Below are 17,454 nucleotides of genomic sequence, written 5' to 3'. Positions count from 1 at the left end.
AGGGTCTCCCTCGGGGCTGATCAGCTCGGCAGGCGACGGCCGGTCCCGGCGTCGAAGAAGTGTACGCGGTTCGGGCGGAGCGAGACGATCTCGCCCGGCTGCTCGCTCACGCGCTCGCGCAGCACGCAGGTCATGTCCTGGCCGCCGGCCCGCACGGCCAGCATGGTCTCGGAGCCGGTCGGCTCCACCACCACCACCTCGGCGGCGAGGCCATCGGGAGCGAGGTCGAAATGCTCCGGCCGGATGCCGAGGATCAGCGGCCGTCCCTCGCAGCCGGAGGGCGCGTCCTTCAGCGGGATCGTCAGGCCGCCATCGGCGACGAAGGTGAGTTGACCGTTCGCCCGGACCTGGCCGGGGATGAAGTTCATGGCCGGCGAGCCGATGAAGCCCGCGACGAACAGGTTGTCGGGCCGGTCGTAGAGGTCGAGCGGCGGCCCGATCTGCTCCACGATCCCGTCGTGCATCACCACGATCCGGTCGGCCATGGTCATGGCCTCGATCTGGTCGTGGGTGACGTAGATCGTGGTCGTCTTGAGCCGCTGGTGAAGCTCCTTGATCTCGGTGCGCATGGCGACGCGCAGCTTCGCGTCGAGGTTCGACAGCGGCTCATCGAAGAGGAAGACCTGCGGGTCACGCACGATGGCCCGGCCCATGGCGACGCGCTGGCGCTGCCCGCCGGACAATTGGCGCGGGTAGCGGTCGAGGAGGGGCGCGAGCCCGAGGATCTGCGCGGCCCTGGCAACGCGCTGGTCGATCTCCGACGCCGCCGCCTTCCGGATGCGCATCGAGAAGGCCATGTTCTCGCGCACCGTGAGATGCGGGTAGAGCGCGTAGTTCTGGAACACCATCGCGATGTCCCGCTCCTTCGGCGGCACATCGTTGACGACCCGCTCGCCGATACGGATTTCGCCGCCGGAGATGTTCTCCAGCCCGGCGATCATGCGCAGAAGGGTCGACTTTCCGCAGCCGGACGGGCCGACGAGGATGACGAATTCGCCATCCCGAATGTCCACGGAGACACCGTGCAAGACATTCGTCGAACCGAAAGCCTTGCGAACCTCGCGGATTCCCACCGAGGCCATGCTTCCTCCCGTGCAAGGCCGCTCTGACGGCGGCTCTGTCGGGCCAGTACAAAGGAGGCGTCCGGGGAAAGCAAGCTCTTGTCTGTGTTATTCGCGCAATCGCATGCGCTCTGTCACCGAGTGCAATGCAGCAAAGGTTATTTGTCGTTTTTGTGCTTTGCGGTGAGTCCGCCGTGGTTCAGACGACGCAGGGAAACCTGAAGTCGTGCTTCGGCCGCCTTGATCTCGTTGAGCGCGCTGTGCGTGTAGTGGATATGCGCTTCGGCGGCCTCGCCCGCCTTCTCGACATCGCCGGCCAGCACGCAGGCGGTGATCTCCCTGTGCTGGGCATAGAGCCGGTCGCGCGTCTCGGGGCGGGCGAACAGCGTCTCGCGATTCTCGATCACCCCCTGGCGCAGCATCCCGGACAGGGCGCGCATCGTGTGCAGCACGACGAGGTTGTGGCTCGCCTCGTAGACCGCGATGTGCAGGGCGACATCGGCCTCCGCCTCCTCCCGGTCGTTCCCCTGCTCGTGTGCGCGGTCGATGCGCTCCATGCAGGCCGATAGGCGGTCCCGGTCCACCGCGCTCGCCCGCGCGGCGGCGAGGCGGGCGGCCATCCGCTCGGTCGTCGCCCGGAATTCGAGGTAATCGTCCACGACCTCCGCGTGGGAGGCGATCAGCGCGATCAGCGGATCGGTGATCTCGCGGCCGAGCGGCGCCACCGAGCGGCCGGCGGGGGTCGAGACGATGAGCCCGTCCTTCTCCAGCATCTTGATCCCCTGCCGGAGGGTCGGCCGCGAGACGTGGAGTTGCAGCGCGAGGTCGCGCTCGGGGAGCAGCAGATCGCCGGGGCTCAGCGTCCCCTCGGCGATCAGATCCTTGAGGTGGCGGGCCGTGCTCTCGGCCACGCTCGCGCCCTTGATGGGATCCTGCTCCATGCCCCGCCCCAGCCTCCGGACCTTATGGACATCGCCGGATGGATTACTTTGGGCAAATGCTATTTCCAATTGACGAGCTTGGTCAATTCATTTTACCAAGCCGCCGCCATCGGTCCAGCTAAGGTTAGCCGCATACACGCCACATGCGGGAATGACGACCGGGGCCGCATCGCGACGATGCAAAAAGGGGAGGACAAGGCGTGACCTGGAACCAAGTCTACGATCCGTTGGCGAACACGTTCGGATCGACGGCGCTCGCGGCCCTGCCGATCATCGTCCTGCTCGGGGGCATCGGCCTCCTGCACATGAAGGCGCATACGGCGGCGCTGCTCGGCCTCGTCACCGCCCTCCTCGTCGCGATCATCGGCTTCGGCATGCCGGCCCAGATGGCCGGCGCCACCGCCGCCTACGGCGCGGCCTTCGGCCTGCTGCCCATCGGCTGGATCATCCTCAACGTCATCTTCCTCTATCGGCTCACCGAGCAGACGGGGCAGTTCGACATCCTGCGCGACTCCATCGCGGGCATCACGCCAGACCGACGCCTGCAACTCCTCTTCATCGCCTTCTCGTTCGGCGCCTTCTTCGAGGGCGCGGCGGGCTTCGGCACGCCGGTCGCCGTCACCGCCGCGATGCTGATGGGCCTCGGCTTCACGCCGCTCGCCGCCGCCGGCCTCTCGCTCATCGCCAACACCGCGCCGGTCGCCTACGGCGCGCTGGGCGCACCGGTCATCGCCCTCTCGGCCGTCACCGGGCTCGATCTCCTCGAACTCTCGGCCATGATCGGGCGGCAATTGCCGTTCTTCTCGATCATCGTGCCGTTCTGGCTGATCTGGGCCTTCGCCGGCCGCAAGGGCATGTGGGAAGTCTGGCCGGCGCTGCTGGTGGCGGGCGTGTCCTTCGCCGTCCCGCAATATCTCGTCTCGAACTTCCACGGCCCGTGGCTCGTGGACGTCATCGCCGCGATCTGCTCCATGGCGGCGCTCGCGAGCTTCCTGCGGGTGTGGAAGCCCGCCCGGATCTGGACCTCGACGGACACCGCGACCCCCGCCGTCGCGACCACTGCGACCGCGCCTGTCACCCCCGCCCGGACGCACAGCGCGGGCGCCGTGTTCCGCGCGTGGCTGCCCTGGCTGATCCTCTCGGTCTTCGTCTTCGCCTGGGGCACGCCGCAGTTCCGCGCGTGGCTCGACTCGCTCTTCATCTTCAAGCTGCCGGTGCCGTACCTGCACAACCTCGTCTTCAAGGTGCCGCCGGTCGTCGCCAAGGCGCATAGCGAGGCGGCGGTCTATACCTTCAACATCCTCTCGGCGACGGGCACGGGTATCCTGTTCTCGTCCATCGTCGGCGGGCTGATCCTGGGCTTCAACCCGTTCAAGCTCGTGAAGGAATACGGGCGGACGGCCTACATCGTCCGCTACTCGCTCATCACCATCTCGGCGATGCTCGCGCTGGGCTACGTCACCCGCTACTCGGGCACCGACGCCACCCTCGGCCTCGCCTTCGCCCAGACGGGCTGGATCTACCCGTTCTTCGGGGCGATGCTCGGCTGGCTCGGCGTGGCGCTGACGGGATCGGACACGGCCTCCAACGTCCTGTTCGGCGGCCTGCAGAAGATCACGGCGGAACAGCTCGGCCTGTCGCCGGTCCTCATGGCCGCCTCGAACTCCTCGGGCGGCGTGATGGGCAAGATGATCGACGCGCAGTCCATCGTCGTCGCCTCCACCGCGACCCAATGGTACGGCGGCGAATCGAAGATCCTGCGCTACGTGTTCTTCCATTCGATCGCGCTGGCCTGCCTCGTCGGCCTCCTGGTGATGCTCCAGGCCTACGTCCCACCCTTCACCGCCCTGGTCCCGCCCACGATTGTCACCCCGGCGGTGGTCCACTGAGCCGAACCGGACAGGGGGCGCCCACGGCGTCCCCTGTCCCCGTCGCGGGGATCGCGAGCGCCTGCGGAGTTTGATGATGCGCCTTTCTCAGTGCCACTCGTTCCACGACTTCCGCCGCATGGCGAAGAGCCGCCTGCCCAGACCGATCTTCGACTACATCGACGGCGCGGCGGACGACGAGGTCACCTACCGGCGCAACACCTCATCCTTCGACAATTGCAGCCTCGTGCCCAACGTCCTGCGCGGCGTCGGCGACGTGGACATGTCGGTGACGGTGATGGGCCAGAAGCTCGCCATGCCGGTCTATTGCTCGCCGACCGCGCTGCAGCGCCTGTTCCACCACGATGGCGAGCGCGCCGTCGCGGCGGCCGCCGGCAAGTACGGCACGATGTTCGGCGTCTCGTCGCTGGGCACGGTGAGCCTGGAGGAGGCGCGGCGTATCAGCGGCGGGCCGCAGGTCTACCAGTTCTACTTCCACAAGGATCGCGGCCTGAACCGCGAGATGATGGCCCGCGCCAAGCAGGCCGGCATCCAGGTGATGATGCTCACCGTGGACAGCATCACCGGCGGCAACCGCGAGCGCGACAAACGCACGGGCTTCTCGATTCCCTTCCGCCTGACGCTCGGCGGGATGCTGCAATTCGCGATCAGGCCCGCCTGGGCGATCAATTACGCCACCCACGAGAGCTTCAAGCTTCCGCAGCTCGACAACCATGTCGACATGGGCGGCGGCTCGCTCTCGATCAGCCGCTACTTCACCGAGATGCTCGACCCCAGCATGACCTGGGACGACGTCGCCCTCATGGTGCGGGAATGGGGCGGCCAGTTCTGCCTCAAAGGCATCATGTCGGTGGAGGATGCCAAGCGCGCGGTCGAGATCGGCTGCACCGGCATCGTGCTCTCGAACCACGGTGGCCGCCAGCTCGACGGATCCACCACGGGCTTCGACCAGCTCGCCGAGATCGTGGACGCGGTGGGCGACCGGATCGACGTCATCATGGATGGCGGCGTCCAGCGCGGGACGCATGTGCTGAAGGCCCTCTCCCTCGGGGCGAAGGCGGTCGGCCTCGGCCGCTACTACCTTTTCCCCCTGGCCGCCGCCGGACGGCCGGGCGTCGAGAAGGCGCTCAGCCTGATGCATGCCGAGATCGAGCGGGACATGCGCCTGATGGGCTGCTCATCGATCGCGGAACTGTCGCGGGACAACCTGCGCTTCACAAAGGATTGGGGCGCCCAGACGAGGCCGATGGCGTAGATGGCGCCTCGCTGCGCTCGGCGAAGTGCAGCCGGAGGGTGAGCGTGTCGCCGTCCTCGCTCACCGGCCCGAAGCCGAGACGGCGATAGAGGGCGAGCGCCGGGGCGCGGCGATCCACCTGAAGGCTCATCGTCCGCGAGCGCTGGCGCGCATGGGCGAGGGCTTCGGCGAGGAGCGACTGCGCGATCCCCCGGCGAACACAATCCGGCACGGTGCTGACGTTGCTCACGAAAGCGTCCCCGCCATCCTCCGCGCAATAGATCGCCACGAGCCCGACGAGGCGTTCCGCCTCCCAAGCCTCGAACCGCTCGGCGCGCCGGGCGAGCTTCCCGGCGTAGTCCGGGATGGCGACGCGGGTTTCGAGCGGCGGGACGAAGCTCGCGGAGCAGGCGGCGAGATGCCGGGCGATCTCCGCCGCATCCGAGCGGTTGCAGGTGATGCGCGGCGCGACCCCGCTCACGCGGCCTCGGGCAGGCCGGCGGGGGCGGCCTCGTGGCGGGTGAGGAGATCGCATTCGCCGAGCATCGCGCGCGTGCCCTCGCGCCCGTTGAACATCAGCACGTCGATGATCGACAGCCACGGCACGAACGCCGCGCCGAATTGCGGATAGGCGAGGGGCCTCGCCTTCAGGAAGCGCAGGGCCATGCCGCGCGCCTCGAATTCCTGTGGGTCGTAGAGCGCCGTGCCGCCGATGGGGTTCACATACGTCGTGGCCCCCAGGCGCTGGCAGAGGCCGAGCACGCGGTCCTGCTTGCGCAGATCCGTGCGGCCCTCGATCTCCGAGGCGGTGAGGATCGGCGTGGCGATGCCAAGATGCGCGCAGGTGCGCGTCAGGCCCTCGCGCAGATGGAGGAACAGGTTCTCCGCGCGGTGGCGCAGCACCGCCTCGACCAGGGGCATCGTCTCGGTGAAGAAGGGGGCCCGGCGGTAGGCGCCCGCGATCTGCGCGCAGAGCTTGTCCGGGGCGAAATCGCCCGCGACCTGTCGCTCGGCGATGTCCAGTTCGTCCGCGCCCTTGGCGAGCGGCAGCGTGAAGGTGACGCCCTCGCCGTCCCGCAGCAAACGGTTGCGGTTGATCCAGCCCTTCTTCGTGTACTTCACCGCATCGTAGATCACGAAGCGATCCACGGACGCGATCAATTGGAAGTAGCCGATATACGGAAACAGATACGGCTGCATGATCGCGACACGCATGGCGGCTCAAGTCCGCAAGGGATCGGCGATGCGGGCGACGGTCCTGGCGACCACCTCCGGTTCGAGGTCGGGATAGATCGGCAGGCAGAGGATGCGGTCGGCGGCCTGCGCCGCGATCGGCAGGGTGGCGCGGCCGGCGCTCGGCAGGCCGGCATACATTGGATGATCCGAGATCAGCGGGTGGAAGTAGCGGCGGGTGTGGATGCCCTCCCGCTTCAGCATCTCCCACAGGGTATCGCGGGCGATGGGGTAATCCGGCCCGACGAGGATCGGGAAATACGAGTAGTTGGCCCGCACCTCGCCCGCGCATTCGAGGCAGGCGATGCCGGGAATGCCGGCGAGCCCGGCCCGGTAGGCCGCGTCGATGGCCCCGCGCCGGTCGATGGCCGTATCGATGTAGCGCAATTGCAGAAGGCCGAGGGCGGCGTTGAACTCGCTCATCTTGCCGTTGAGGCCGACTTCGATGACGCTGGTCTCGCCGTCGTGGCCGAAGTTCTTGAGCTTGTCGATCTGCTCCTTGCGCGCCGCGTCGGGGCAGACGATGGCGCCGCCCTCGAAGGTGTTGAACACCTTGGTGGCGTGGAAGCTCAGCACGGAAAGGTCGCCGTGCCGCAGCACCGAGCCGCCGGCATCGCGCACACCGAAGGCATGGGCGGCGTCGTAGACGACCTTCAGCCCATGGCGCTCGGCGACCGCCGCGATGCCATCGACATCGCAAGGGTGGCCGTAGCAATGGACGGGCAGGATCGCGCGGGTCCGGGGCGTCACCGCAGCCTCGACCGCCTTCGGGTCGAGGTTCAGGGTCACGGGGTCGATGTCGGCGAAGACGGGCGTCAGCCCGGTCCACATCAGCGCGTGGGAGGTCGCCACGAAGGAGTAGGGGGTGGTGATCACCTCGCCCGAGGACAGGCCCAGCGCCCGCAGCGCCATGATAAGCGCGGTCGTCGCGTTGTTGAACAGCGCGACATGCGCCACGCCGAGATGTTCGGCCAGCCGCGCCTCGAACTCGTGGTGGTACGGGCCGCCGTTGGTTAGGACCTTGCGGTCCCAGATCTCCCGCAGCATCGGCTCGAATTCGGCGTAGGGCGGGAGGAAGGGCTTGGTGACGTAGATCGGCCCGGCCGCCCGCGGTGCGGGCGCCTCGCGCAGCAGCGCGGGGTCGCGGGCGGCGGCAGCGAGGCGTTCCGCCAGGGCGTCGTCGAGAAGCGGGGAGGGGACGCCGCCCCCCGCCGCCTTGCGCTTGCGGCGGACGCCGCCCTCGGTCGGAGCCTTCAGCCGCGCGCGCATGGCTCACCTGTCGCCCAGTGGGTCCACATGGCCCGGAACGCCTTCCCGACCTCGCCGGCAAGGCGGGCGTGGTCCGTCATCGGGCCGGCGAAGAAGCGCTCGCGCAGGCCGTCGCGGGTGCGGGCGAGGCGCTCCCGGTCGATGGCGAGGGCGACGGCCGTCGCGACGTACTCGTCCCGCGAGGTCGCCACCAGCTCATCGAGATCCGCCGAGCCGAGTACCACGGCGCCGGCCCGTTCGGGGGCGGTGGCGCCGGACAGAGTCACGAAGGGCACGCCCATGCTGAGCGTGTCGCAGCTCGTCGTGCCGCCGTTATAGGGGAACGGATCGAGGGCGATGTCGATCTGGTGGTAGAGTTCGAAATAGCCGCTCGTCACGCGCGGTTGCAGGATCAACCGGTCGAGGTCGATCCCGGCGCGGGCTAGCCGCTCGTCCACCTGCTGGCGGACCTCCGGCGTGTCCACGTCGCCGACCACCATGAACAGCCGCGCGTCGGGGATCGCGGCGAGGATCCGGCCCCAGGTCTGGAGCGCGGCGTCGCTCACCTTCTCGAAGCGGTTCATCACGCCGAACGTGACGAAGCCGTTCTCCGCGCAAGGGGGCCGCTCGCGCACGGGGGGCGTATCGTCGGCGAGGCGGTAGGTGGCCGACACGCGGGGCAGGCGCCACAGGGCCTCGGTGTGGAGGGCATCGCAGCCCTCGCCGTCCTGCACGTCGTCGGTCAGCCGATAATCGATGGCCGAGAGACCGGTCGTGGCCGGATGGCCCATCCACGTCACCTGAACCGGCGCGGGCTTGCGGGCGAAGACCTGCAGGCGGTGCCCGGCACTGTGGCCGGAGAGGTCCACGAGGATGTCGATGCGGTCGGCCTCGATCCGGTCGGCGGCCGCGTCGTCCGAGATGCCGGAGATGTTGAGCCACTGGTCGAACAGCGGCTTCATCCGAAGCGACAGCCCGTCCTCGGCGGCGCGGGTCATGTAGGCGTACGTCGCGAAAGCCTCGCGGTCGAAGCGTTCGAGGAACGGTTCGAGGAAGCGGGCCACCGCGTGGGCGCAGAGGTCGCCCGAGACGAAGCCGACCTTCAGCCGCCGGTTCGGGTCGCGGTCATGGGTGAAGGGGCGCTTGCGCAGCAACGGGTCCGCGAAGAGCTTGCCGAAGGCCCGCGCGTCGGCCGCATATTCCGTGGCCGGGATGTCGCCCGCATAGAGCTTGGTGAAGAGCCGGTTCGAATGGGCGTCGATGTCGCGCGGGGCGAGGGCGATCGCCGTATCCATGGCCGCGATGGAATCGTGCAGCCGCCCGAGGCTCTTCAGGATGAGCCCGCGGTTCACATGCGCCCCGGAACAGGCCGGGTCGATCGCCACGGCGCGGTCGGCGTGGTGCATCGCCTCGGCGTAGCACGAGCGCTTGTGCAGGAACCCCGCGAGGTTCGAATGGGCGATGGCGAGGTTCGGATCGAGTTCGAGGGCCTTCTCAAGCGCCGAGCGGGTGCCGGCCTCGTCCTCCATCAGCGTCATCAGGGCGCCGAGGCCGGCGAAGTACAGGGCTCGGTCGGGCGTGCGGTAGATGGCGATACTGATGAGATCGAACGCCATCTGCAGCCGGTTCGTCCGGGCGGCGACGGCGCCGGCCAGGAAGGTCGCGTCCGGGTGCGTGTCGTCGAGGGCGATGGCGAGGTCGAGATAGGCTTCGGCCCGCACGAAATCCTGCTGATCGTAGCAGCCGCGGCCGAGGGCGACGGCCCGCTCGACCAGCACGGCGACGGCCTTCGGCGACACGGCCGCGAGGCCCGCCGCGCGGAACCGCTCGGCGATGGCGCGAGCTTCCGGCAGCCGCTGCGTTTCGAGGAGGGCGCCGATCAGGGCGAGCCAGCAGGCGGGGTTGGACTGCGCGCCCTTCAGGGCGGCGGCGAAATGCGGGATCGCGGCGGCGGCACCCTCGGTGCGGCTGACGAGCAGGCCGAGTTCGTAGCGGGCATTCGCATGGTCGGGGGCCATGTCGAGGACGCGGCCGATGTTGCGCCGCGCCTTGTCGAGCCGGCCCGCCTCGCGATGCGCCACGGCCTTGGACAGGAAGCGCTCGGCGGCTCCCGGCGCCCGGTCCTGACCGGTCAATCCGCCGCGATGTTCGAGCATGCCGCGCCCCTCCCCACCGATGGGAGCGTGACCGTGGCCTTCCTAAAACACCGTTAAGATTTAATAGGCTGCAAGGCCTTACTGCATAGGCAGCGGGATCGCTTCCACCGTCACTTCATTCACGCCCCGGAGCGTGAGGCTGTCGCGCAGCGGAGCGGTCAGGCTGGTGCCGGCGGTGAAGGCCGCGAGCACGCCGTGCGTCTCGGCGCGGGAGCCCTGCCCGAGTAGCTGCACCACCCGCCGGGCGATGGCCGGGGCGGGGTCGATCCATGTCACCGGCCAGGGGGCGAGGGCGCGCAGGCGCGGCAGCAGCAGCGGATAATGGGTGCACGAGAGGCACACGACATCCGTCCGCCGCCCGTCCTCGGCGCTGACGAAGCATGGGGCGATTTCGGCGAGCAGCGTCGCGTCATCGACGGGCGTGCCCGCCATCTCGGCCTCGGCGAAGGTCGCGAGGTTGCGCGAGCCCACCAGGGTGACGGCGCAGGCGGAGGCGTAGGTCGCGATGAGGTCGCGGGTGTAGGAGCGCGCCACCGTACCGGGCGTCGCCAGAAGGGTGATGAGGCCGCTGCGGGTCGTCGCCGCCGCCGGCTTGATCGGCGGCACCACGCCGACGAAGGGCGTCGTGAAGCGCTGCCGCAGGGCCGGCAGGACCAGCGTCGAGGCGGTGTTGCACGCGATGACCACGAGGTCGGGCCGATGCGCCGCGATGAGCTGGCCCATCACGTCGAGGACCCGCGCGACGAGGTCGGCTTCGGAGAGGCGTCCGTAGGGGAAGGCCGCGTCGTCGGCGGCGTAGACGTAGCGCGCATCGGGACGCGCCCGCCGCACGGCTTCGAGGACGGTGAGGCCGCCGAGCCCGGAATCGAAGACGAGGATCGTCGGCTCCGGCGCCACGCCGACCGGGGCGAGGGACAATCCGGCACCGGCCATCAGGTCGATCCGCATCGCAAGGCTCACTGCTCCCCTTTGAACGAATACCGACCATCCGGTTCGGTGGTTAAGGCCGTCTCAAAACGGCGAGAGAAAGGCCCGCCATCCCGTCAATCCACCGGTCGCCATCGTCAAGCTGAACACAATCGCCGCGCTACGGTTGCACCGTCCGATTGCGGGACTATGTGCCCCGGCACGCCTCCGGGCGGGAAAACTCTCCTTCGGAACGACGCCGAGAGGGAAGGAACTGCATGGCTGCCACCGCCGCACTGCCCAGGGACGACAGGCAAGGCGCCCTCCGCCCGGCCTTCCCGCCGCCGCCCTCCAGCGCCCGGCCCATCGACCGGCAGGCCTGGATCGACGCCTACCGGACGGTGCGCGCGGAGACGGAGCGGCGGGCCGCGCCGCTCTCGCCCGAGGATCAGCAGATCCAGTCCATGGAGGATGCCAGCCCGACCAAGTGGCACCGGGCGCATGTGACGTGGTTCTTCGAGCAATTCCTGCTCGCCGAGCACCTGCCGGGCTACGCGATCCACGATCCGCGCCTGCATTACCTGTTCAATTCGTATTACGTGGCCGCCGGGCCGCGCCAGCCGCGCACCCAGCGCGGGCTCATCACCAGGCCGACCTGCGACGAGGTGGCGGGCTACCGGGCGCATGTGGACCGCGCCGTCGAGGCCCTGCTCGGTCAGGCTTCGGAGAAGGCCCTCGCCGACATCCTGCCGATCCTGGAGATCGGCCTGTTCCACGAGCAGCAGCACCAGGAACTACTCTGGACCGACATCCTCCACGCCTTCGCTCAGAATCCCCTCGATCCGGTCTACGATCCGTCCTGGCGCTTTCCCGACGCCGCGTCGCAAACCGGCGCCGTGACCCTTGAGCACGGCATCACCGCCATCGGCCATGAGGGCGACGGCTTCTCCTACGACAACGAATCGCCTCGGCACGAAAGCCTGATCCTGCCCGTGCGGATCGACAGGGCATTGGTGAGCAACCGCGACTGGCTCGCCTTCATGGAAGACGGCGGCTATTCCCGGCAGGACCTCTGGCTGTCGGACGGGTGGTACGCCGGCCAAGCCCAGGGCTGGGAGGCGCCCGGCTATTGGCGGCGGCATGACGGCGGCTGGGTCCAGGCAAGCCTAGCCGGGCCGAAGGCGGTCGATCCCGACGCCCCCGTCTCCCATGTGAGCTACTACGAGGCGGATGCCTACGCCCGCTGGGCCGGCAAGGTCCTGCCGACCGAGTTCGAATGGGAAGTGGCCGCCCGCAACGGCGACCTGCCCGACGCCTACGGCCTCGTCTGGCAATGGACCCGCAGCGCCTACCTTGCCTATCCCGGCTACCGGCCGCTGCCGGGCGCGCTCGGTGAGTACAACGGCAAGTTCATGTCGAACCAGTTCGTGCTGCGCGGCTCGTCGGTGGCGACGCCGGAGGGGCACGCGCGGCCCACTTACCGCAACTTTTTCTACCCCCACCAGCGTTGGCAGTTCACCGGCCTGCGTCTGGCCGAGCCGCTGTCCTGAACGGCGCGCCGCCCCTCGCGGCGGCGCCCCGCCCTCTCGTTCGTGCCCCGGAGTACGCCGTGACCGTCCATCCGACCTTCCCCGAGTCCGTGGCGGCCGACCCCGTCTTCCTGGCCGATGTCCGCGCGGGCCTCTCGAAGCCGCAGAAGACGCTCTCGCCGAAATACTTCTACGACGCCGCCGGCTCGGAGCTGTTCGAGCAGATTACCGCCCTGCCGGAATACTACCCGACGCGCACGGAGGTCGGCATCCTCGACGCCCGTGGCGACGAGATCGCCGCCTATCTGCCGAAGCAGGCCGCGCTCGTGGAATTCGGCAGCGGCTCGACCGCGAAGCTTCGGCGGCTCCTGAACCACCTGCCGGACCTCGCGGCCTACGTGCCGGTGGATGTCTCCGGCGAGTTCCTGGCCGAGCAGGCGACGAGTTTGCGCCAGGATTTTCCCGACCTCACCGTCGAGCCCGTCGTGGCCGACTTCACCAAGCCGTTCACCCTGCCCGAGACGACCGGCATGGCGCCCCGCGCCGGCTTCTTTCCCGGCTCGACGGTCGGCAATTTCGAGCCGGAGGAAGCCCGCGCCCTGCTCGACAGCTTCGGCGCGATCCTCGGGCCGGACGCGCTGCTGATCCTCGGCGTCGATCTCGTGAAGGACACCGCCCGTCTGGAGGCCGCCTATGACGACGCCGCCGGCGTGACGGCCGCGTTCAACATGAACCTGCTGAAGCGGATCAACCACGAACTCGGCGGCGATTTCGACCTCGACGCGTTCCGGCACAAGGCCGTGTTCAATCCGACGGCCTCGCGGATCGAGATGCATCTCGAATCCTGCAAGGACCAGAGCGTGCGGATCGGCAGCGAGACCTTCGCCTTCCGCGCGGGCGAGACGATCCACACCGAGAACAGCTACAAGTACACGCTCGACAGCTTCAAGGATCTCGCCGCCCGTGCCGGCTGGCAGTCGGTGACGGTCTGGACCGATCCCGAGGCGCTGTTCAGCGTCCACGTCCTGCGGCGGGACTGAGGCTCAGGCCGGAAGCCGCTTGAGGATGTCCCGGGCGGCGCGCTCGCCATCGAGGGTCGCGCCGCCGACCGTCATGGCGCCGCCCCCGGCCAAGGCTTCCCCCGCGAAGTAGACACGCTCGGCGACGGGTGCCCGCAACGCATCGCGGGCGTCGGCATGGTCGGGTGCCGCGATGGAATAGGAGCCGCGCGCGTAGGGGTCGGTCCACCACCCCGCGAGCCGCCCGCCCGTCACCGCGCCGGACGCGTTGGCCCCCAGGATCGCCGCGAGCCGTTCGGTGGCCAGCGCCACGGCGGCTTTCTCGCCCGCGCGGCAGAGATCGCGGGACAAGTCGCCCCCAAGGTTGGCCACGGCCACGGGCCGCCCAAACGGTCCCATTTCGAAGTAGATCGTCGGCCCGTCGCGGGCGACGCTCACCGCATCGCCCACCGCCTTCGGATCGATCCGCTCGGGGTCGAGGCGCAGGGCGACCTTCGAGTATGCCCCCATCGAGAGGCCATCGAGGGCCGCTTGCGTGGGTGAGGGCAGGGCGGGGGTGAAGGCGATCCCGCCTTCCTTCAGCACACCGACCGGCACCGTGACGAGGACCGCCGCCGCGTCGAGGGTGCCTGATGCCGTCCGCAGGCGCACGCCTGCCCCCGACCAGTCGATGCCGAGGACCGGACAGTTCAGCCGCACCGGCAAATGGGCGAAATGCGTCGCGACGAGATCGCCGTAGCCATCGACCCACAGGTCCGTGCCCGACCACAGGCGGTCGTAATCGGCGGCCGAGACGCGTCCCGGATCCTCCCCGAGGGACAGGCGGCTCAAGCCGGAGGTCGCCGCCTCGGCCTCGGGGCCGGCGAGCTTCGCCTCGTCGGCGAGGGACATGTCCGCACCCTTGGGGGCGAGGATGGCGTCGAGCCCCGCAAAGCCGGCGCGGCGACTGGCGCGCTCCGCCTCGGTCGCCGGTCGCCCATCGATGAAGAGGGTGCGCGCCCAGCCGTCCTGATCGTTGAACCGCGCGCCCTCCCTCCGGGCGATGGCGGCCCAGGGGTTCCGTTCGGCCCAGTGGATGTATTGCGCGCCCGCGTCGAACCGGGCCTCCGCGCCGAGCGAACGGTCGGTATGGGCGCGCCCGCCGATCCGGTCGCGGGCTTCGAGGAGGATGAAGGCGCGTCCCGCCCGCCTTAACGCCTCGGCAGCCGCGAGGCCCGCCGCGCCCGCGCCGACGATGGCGACGGGGCCGGAGGCCGCCCGCACGGTCGCGGGAAGGGCGGCAAGGAAACCGAGGGCGGCGCGGCGCGTGATCATGGTGTCGGCTCCGGCCTCGGGCGGCACGGGCCGAACCGCGTCAGGTGCGCCGCTTCTCCATCATCGCCTTGACCTGCATCAGCTGGTCCCAGACCTGGCCCGGCGAGGTTCCCATGAACTCGAAGCCAGCCGTGACGCTCCAGTAGAGCCCGAAGCAGATCAGAGGCACCAGCACCCATGCCAGCATCTCCTCGCCCCGGCGGCGACGGCGGCGGCGCTGGCGGCGCAACTCCCGGCCGGAAGGCTTTTGCTTCTGGGCTGGAGCAGTATGCGGCACCGTCGAGAGGGGGCCTTCCCGCAGGTCATCAGTCATCGGGCGCCTCCTCCCCGCGGCGCATGCGCGTCGCGGGGGTCATAGACCGGGTGATCGCCGACCGGAAGCCCGTGCCCCGGCCGGCCGATCATCACGCCCGGACGAGCGGCACTTTGGGCACGGTCTTCACGCCGCCGCCCGAACCGCCGCCACCGCCCTTGTTGTCCTTAGGCGACTTCTTGCGCGTCACCGACCGGGGCTTGGCGCGCTTGCGCTTGGCCGCGTTGGCGACGTCCTTCTCGGGCTTCGGCATGGCCGGGCCCGCCGGGAACTCGAAGCTCAGCGTTTCCTTCTCGCCGGCCTTCGCCTCCTCGTCCTCCGGCTTGCGGACGACGACCTTCACCGCGCCGCCATCCTTCAGCCTGCCGAACAGCACCTCGTCGGCGAGCGGCGTCTTGATCGTGGACTGGATCAGGCGGGCCATGGGCCGGGCGCCCATCGCGTCGTCGTAGCCATGCTCCACGAGCCAGTCGCGGGCCTCGTCCGACAGCTCGATGGTGACGTTGCGGTCGGCGAGCTGCGCTTCGAGCTGAAGCACGAACTTGTCCACCACCTTGGCCACGACCTCCTTCGGCAGATGGCCGAACGAGATGATCGCATCGAGACGGTTGCGGAATTCCGGCGCGAACAGCCGGTTGATCGCCTCCACATCGTCCCCCGAGCGCTTGCTCTGCGTGAAGCCGTAGGCCGACTTCGCGAGATCCGAGGCGCCCGCGTTCGACGTCATGATGATGATGACGTTGCGGAAATCGACCTGCTTGCCGTTGTGGTCGGTCAGCTTGCCGTGGTCCATCACCTGCAACAGGATGTTGAACAGGTCCGGGTGGGCCTTCTCGATCTCATCGAGCAGCAGCACGCAATGCGGGTGCTGGTCGATGCCATCGGTGAGTAGGCCGCCCTGGTCGAAGCCGACATAGCCGGGAGGTGCACCGATCAGCCGCGAGACGGTGTGCCGCTCCATGTACTCCGACATGTCGAAGCGCAGCATCTCGACTCCGAGCGACGACGCCAGTTGCTTGGCCGCCTCGGTCTTGCCGACGCCGGTCGGACCCGCGAACAGGTACGAGCCGATGGGCTTGTCCGGATCACGCAGGCCGGCGCGGGCCAGCTTGATCGCCGAGGTCAGCGCCTCAATGGCGCCGGTCTGGCCGTAGACGACCCGCTTCAGGCTCTCGGTGAGGTTCTGGAGAACCACCGCGTCGTCCTTCGAGACGGTCTTCGGCGGGATGCGGGCCATCGTGGCGATGGTCGCCTCGATCTCCTTGACGCCGATGGTCCGCTTGCGGCGGGCCTCCGGCACCAGCATCTGCGAGGCGCCGGTCTCGTCGATCACGTCGATCGCCTTGTCCGGCAGCTTGCGGTCGTTGATGTAGCGGGCCGACAGCTCCACCGCCGCCTTCACGGCATCGGTCGTGTACTTGAGCTTGTGGAACTCCTCGAAATACGGGCGCAGACCCTTCACGATCTCGATCGCGTCCGGGATCGACGGCTCGTTGACGTCGATCTTCTGGAAGCGGCGCACCAGGGCGCGGTCCTTCTCGAAGTACTGGCGGTACTCCTTGTAGGTGGTCGAGCCGATGCAGCGCAGCGTCCCCGAGGCCAGGGCCGGCTTCAGGAGGTTCGAGGCATCCATCGCGCCGCCGGAGGTCGCACCGGCGCCGATCACCGTGTGGATCTCGTCGATGAACATGATGGCGTTCGGGTGCGCCTCGATCTCCTTCATCACCTGCTTGAGGCGTTCTTCGAAATCGCCCCGGTAGCGGGTGCCGGCGAGCAGCGTGCCCATGTCGAGGGAGAACACCGTCGCCTCGGCCAGCACCTCCGGCACCTCGTGCTGGATGATCTTGCGGGCGAGGCCCTCGGCGATGGCGGTCTTGCCCACGCCGGGGTCGCCCACCAGCAGCGGGTTGTTCTTCTGGCGGCGGCAGAGGACCTGGATCGTCCGCTCCACCTCGGCGTGGCGGCCGATCAGCGGGTCGATCTTGCCGTCGCGGGCCTTCTTGTTGAGGTTGACGCAATAGGCGTCGAGGGCGTCGCCCTTCTTCTTAGTGCCGCGCGGCTCGCCCTCGTCGCTCGGACGCTCGGCCGGACCTTCGTCCTCGGCCCCGCGCACGGGCTTCGAGTCGCTGGCGCCGGAGCGCTTGGCGATGCCGTGGCTGATGTAGTTGACCGCGTCGTAGCGGGTCATGTCCTGCTCCTGCAGGAAGTAGGCGGCGTGGCTCTCGCGCTCGGCGAAAATCGCCACGAGCACGTTCGCGCCGGTCACTTCCTCGCGGCCGGAGGATTGGACATGGATCACCGCCCGCTGGATCACCCGCTGGAAGCCGGCCGTGGGCTTGGCGTCCTGGCGTCCGTCACCGGTCAGGTTCGAGAGTTCGGTGTCGACGTATTCGACGAGGCTGCGGCGCAGCGTATCGATCTCGACGTTGCAGGCCCGCATCACGGCGGCTGCGTCCTGGTCGTCCACCAGGGCGAGAAGCAGATGTTCGAGCGTCGCGTATTCGTGGCGGCGTTCGCCGGCCAGGGCGAGCGCCCGGTGAAGGGCTTGTTCTAGGCTGCGTGAGAAGCTTGGCAAAGCGGGCCTCTGTCCTTCGTGCCTACCGCGAGCGGC

At 69.0% G+C, this 17,454-nt stretch carries 14 protein-coding genes; 4 read left to right on the top strand and 10 right to left on the bottom strand.

Annotation, left to right across the window (positions count from 1 at the left end; translation table 11 throughout):
• Nucleotides 1-20 precede the first annotated feature (20 nt).
• Together ACXJ1Y_RS10210 and ACXJ1Y_RS10205 are read right to left on the bottom strand one after the other, a co-directional pair.
• The gene (locus ACXJ1Y_RS10210) at nucleotides 21-1,082 is read right to left on the bottom strand and encodes an ABC transporter ATP-binding protein (RefSeq protein WP_463849898.1); all 1,062 of its coding nucleotides are present in this window, start codon (nucleotides 1,080-1,082) and stop codon (nucleotides 21-23) included.
• Between the two features lie 137 nt (nucleotides 1,083-1,219).
• Nucleotides 1,220-2,002, bottom strand: a complete 783-nt coding sequence (locus ACXJ1Y_RS10205) for an FCD domain-containing protein (protein WP_463849897.1) — start codon at nucleotides 2,000-2,002, stop codon at nucleotides 1,220-1,222.
• A 200-nt stretch (nucleotides 2,003-2,202) separates the two neighbouring features.
• Between ACXJ1Y_RS10205 and ACXJ1Y_RS10200 the strand changes: the two genes are divergently transcribed.
• Nucleotides 2,203-3,891: an L-lactate permease gene (locus ACXJ1Y_RS10200; protein WP_463849896.1), complete on the top strand. Its 1,689-nt coding sequence runs from the start codon at nucleotides 2,203-2,205 to the stop codon at nucleotides 3,889-3,891.
• 76 nt (nucleotides 3,892-3,967) lie between these two features.
• Nucleotides 3,968-5,146 carry an alpha-hydroxy acid oxidase gene (locus ACXJ1Y_RS10195; RefSeq protein ID WP_463850086.1) on the top strand — a complete coding sequence of 393 codons (1,179 nt, stop codon included), beginning with the start codon at nucleotides 3,968-3,970 and terminating at the stop codon, nucleotides 5,144-5,146.
• Here ACXJ1Y_RS10195 and ACXJ1Y_RS10190 read toward each other — a convergent pair.
• The 5 genes from ACXJ1Y_RS10190 to murI form a co-directional block, all read right to left on the bottom strand.
• Complete coding sequence (locus tag ACXJ1Y_RS10190; protein ID WP_463849895.1) at nucleotides 5,106-5,606, bottom strand: GNAT family N-acetyltransferase; 501 nt, start codon at nucleotides 5,604-5,606, stop codon at nucleotides 5,106-5,108. The genes ACXJ1Y_RS10195 and ACXJ1Y_RS10190 overlap by 41 nt on opposite strands.
• A complete protein-coding gene (locus ACXJ1Y_RS10185) occupies nucleotides 5,603-6,340 on the bottom strand; it encodes a WbqC family protein (RefSeq protein ID WP_463849894.1) in 738 nt (245 codons plus the stop codon). Before ACXJ1Y_RS10185 ends, ACXJ1Y_RS10190 begins: the two co-directional genes overlap by 4 nt.
• Nucleotides 6,341-6,346: 6 nt before the next feature.
• A complete protein-coding gene (locus ACXJ1Y_RS10180) occupies nucleotides 6,347-7,627 on the bottom strand; it encodes a DegT/DnrJ/EryC1/StrS family aminotransferase (protein WP_463849893.1) in 1,281 nt (426 codons plus the stop codon).
• Nucleotides 7,612-9,762, bottom strand: coding sequence for a tetratricopeptide repeat protein (locus ACXJ1Y_RS10175; protein WP_463849892.1), 2,151 nt, complete (start codon nucleotides 9,760-9,762; stop codon nucleotides 7,612-7,614). Before ACXJ1Y_RS10175 ends, ACXJ1Y_RS10180 begins: the two co-directional genes overlap by 16 nt.
• Before the next feature lie 78 nt (nucleotides 9,763-9,840).
• Nucleotides 9,841-10,710, bottom strand: a complete 870-nt coding sequence (murI, locus tag ACXJ1Y_RS10170; protein ID WP_463849891.1) for a glutamate racemase — start codon at nucleotides 10,708-10,710, stop codon at nucleotides 9,841-9,843.
• A gap of 236 nt (nucleotides 10,711-10,946) precedes the next feature.
• On the opposite strand from murI, the gene egtB reads away from it, so the two are divergent.
• The gene (egtB, locus tag ACXJ1Y_RS10165) at nucleotides 10,947-12,218 is read left to right on the top strand and encodes an ergothioneine biosynthesis protein EgtB (RefSeq protein ID WP_463849890.1); all 1,272 of its coding nucleotides are present in this window, start codon (nucleotides 10,947-10,949) and stop codon (nucleotides 12,216-12,218) included.
• 59 nt (nucleotides 12,219-12,277) lie between these two features.
• Nucleotides 12,278-13,237 carry an L-histidine N(alpha)-methyltransferase gene (gene egtD / locus ACXJ1Y_RS10160; RefSeq protein WP_463849889.1) on the top strand — a complete coding sequence of 320 codons (960 nt, stop codon included), beginning with the start codon at nucleotides 12,278-12,280 and terminating at the stop codon, nucleotides 13,235-13,237.
• Nucleotides 13,238-13,240: 3 nt separating this feature from the next.
• On the opposite strand, the gene ACXJ1Y_RS10155 is transcribed toward egtD, so the two are convergent.
• The 3 genes from ACXJ1Y_RS10155 to clpA all read right to left on the bottom strand — a co-directional run bounded on the left by ACXJ1Y_RS10155 (nucleotide 13,241) and on the right by clpA (nucleotide 17,418).
• Complete coding sequence (locus ACXJ1Y_RS10155) at nucleotides 13,241-14,530, bottom strand: flavin monoamine oxidase family protein (RefSeq protein ID WP_463849888.1); 1,290 nt, start codon at nucleotides 14,528-14,530, stop codon at nucleotides 13,241-13,243.
• A gap of 40 nt (nucleotides 14,531-14,570) precedes the next feature.
• Nucleotides 14,571-14,843 (bottom strand): hypothetical protein, encoded by a 273-nt coding sequence (locus ACXJ1Y_RS10150; protein ID WP_243953934.1) that lies wholly within the window; start codon nucleotides 14,841-14,843, stop codon nucleotides 14,571-14,573.
• A 91-nt stretch (nucleotides 14,844-14,934) separates the two neighbouring features.
• On the bottom strand, nucleotides 14,935-17,418 hold the full coding sequence (gene clpA, locus ACXJ1Y_RS10145) for an ATP-dependent Clp protease ATP-binding subunit ClpA (protein WP_463849887.1): 2,484 nt from the start codon (nucleotides 17,416-17,418) through the stop codon (nucleotides 14,935-14,937).
• Nucleotides 17,419-17,454: the final 36 nt, after the last annotated feature.

This window comes from Methylobacterium sp. TK26, from assembly GCF_055361565.1.
Note: the sequence above shows the minus strand (reverse complement) of the source record. Positions and strands in the feature narration are given on the sequence as shown.

Bases quoted from the DNA above. Each gene is read 5' to 3' on its own strand.
- ACXJ1Y_RS10210 (WP_463849898.1), bottom strand. From the start codon at position 1,082: ATGGCCTCGGTGGGAATCCGCGAGGTTCGCAAGGCTTTCGGTTCGACG.
- ACXJ1Y_RS10205 (WP_463849897.1), bottom strand. From the start codon at position 2,002: ATGGAGCAGGATCCCATCAAGGGCGCGAGCGTGGCCGAGAGCACGGCC.
- ACXJ1Y_RS10195 (WP_463850086.1), top strand. From the start codon at position 3,968: ATGCGCCTTTCTCAGTGCCACTCGTTCCACGACTTCCGCCGCATGGCG.
- ACXJ1Y_RS10185 (WP_463849894.1), bottom strand. From the start codon at position 6,340: ATGCGTGTCGCGATCATGCAGCCGTATCTGTTTCCGTATATCGGCTAC.
- ACXJ1Y_RS10180 (WP_463849893.1), bottom strand. From the start codon at position 7,627: ATGCGCGCGCGGCTGAAGGCTCCGACCGAGGGCGGCGTCCGCCGCAAG.
- ACXJ1Y_RS10175 (WP_463849892.1), bottom strand. From the start codon at position 9,762: ATGCTCGAACATCGCGGCGGATTGACCGGTCAGGACCGGGCGCCGGGA.
- murI (WP_463849891.1), bottom strand. From the start codon at position 10,710: ATGCGGATCGACCTGATGGCCGGTGCCGGATTGTCCCTCGCCCCGGTC.
- egtB (WP_463849890.1), top strand. From the start codon at position 10,947: ATGGCTGCCACCGCCGCACTGCCCAGGGACGACAGGCAAGGCGCCCTC.
- ACXJ1Y_RS10155 (WP_463849888.1), bottom strand. From the start codon at position 14,530: ATGATCACGCGCCGCGCCGCCCTCGGTTTCCTTGCCGCCCTTCCCGCG.
- ACXJ1Y_RS10150 (WP_243953934.1), bottom strand. From the start codon at position 14,843: ATGACTGATGACCTGCGGGAAGGCCCCCTCTCGACGGTGCCGCATACT.